Source organism: Gordonia sp. SCSIO 19800 (genome assembly GCF_018132775.1).
GTDB classification, from domain to species: Bacteria; Actinomycetota; Actinomycetes; order Mycobacteriales; family Mycobacteriaceae; genus Gordonia; species Gordonia hongkongensis.
This window is the reverse complement of sequence record NZ_JAGRQM010000057.1, coordinates 1-993: the sequence shown is the minus strand read 5'-3', so window position 1 is coordinate 993 and position 993 is coordinate 1. Positions and strand designations below refer to the sequence as shown.

Genomic DNA, 993 nt, shown 5'->3' with positions numbered 1-993 from the left:
TTGCACTCCGCGGTCGGAGTGGTGGATCAGCCCGGCCACGTCGTGGCCGGCACGCGACCGTGCCCACAATCCCATGTTCAGGGCGTCGAGGGCGAGGTCGGTGTGCATGGTGGTCGAGACCTGCCAGCCGACGACCATCCGCGAGAACACGTCCAGGACGAACGCCGCGTACACCCAGCCCGAGTGGGTGCGGATGTAGGTCAGGTCCGCCACCCACAACGCGTTCGGTGCCGCCGCGGTGAACTGACGGTTGACCCGGTCAGCCGGCCGGGGTGTTTCAGCTCCCTCGCTGCGCGTGGTCTTGCGTGTCTTGAGTCTCGCTATCCCTTGCAGCCCATCGGCTTTCATCAATCGCTCGACGGTGCAGCGGGCAGCACTATGGCCCTGTCTGCGCAATTGGGCATGCACCTTGCGGGCACCGTAGACGCCGAGGTTGTCGGCATGCACCGCGCGGACCTGGGTAAGGAGCTCCCGGTCACGCACCACACGAGGCGCCTCGGTCTTCTGGGGGCTCAGGTGGGCTCGTACCGTGGACGGAGCGATCTGGGCGGACGTATCGCGCAATGCCGCACAGATCGGATCGACTCCGTGTTCATCGCGGTGAGCCGCGACGAACTCCACGATCAGCGCTGTGGGCGGTCGATCTCCGCCGCAAAGAAAGCCGAAGCCTGCTTCAAGATCGTGTTCGCTCGCCGCAGTTCACGGTTCTCCCGCTCCAACGCCGCGATGCGGTCAGCGTCCTCACTCGTGGTGCCCGGGCGGACCCCGCCGTCGATCTCGGCCTGACGAACCCAATTGCGCAACGCCTCGGGATGGACTCCGAGCTGATCGGCGATCCGCTTGATCGCACCTCTCGACGAATCGGGATCTCGTCGCGCTTCACATGCCATCCGGGTGGCCCGGTCCTTGAGTTCCTCACTGTACTTGCGTGGTGCTGCCATGCTCTCCATCCTTCACAGGTTCGAGAGCCTCCGACAGACCCGGGGCGGTTCA

2 protein-coding genes and 1 other annotated feature are annotated in these 993 nt (G+C 65.6%); both genes read right to left on the bottom strand.

The window, feature by feature from the left end:
* The coding region (locus KB201_RS24640; protein WP_176455990.1) for an IS3 family transposase at positions 1-621 on the bottom strand (621 nt) is incomplete at its 3' end.
* Positions 535-663, bottom strand: a sequence feature (AL1L pseudoknot). Its footprint overlaps the gene before it by 87 nt.
* The gene (locus KB201_RS24635) at positions 624-941 is read right to left on the bottom strand and encodes a transposase (RefSeq protein ID WP_004022138.1); all 318 of its coding nucleotides are present in this window, start codon (positions 939-941) and stop codon (positions 624-626) included. It overlaps the preceding feature by 40 nt.
* Between the last annotated feature and the right edge of the window lie 52 nt (positions 942-993).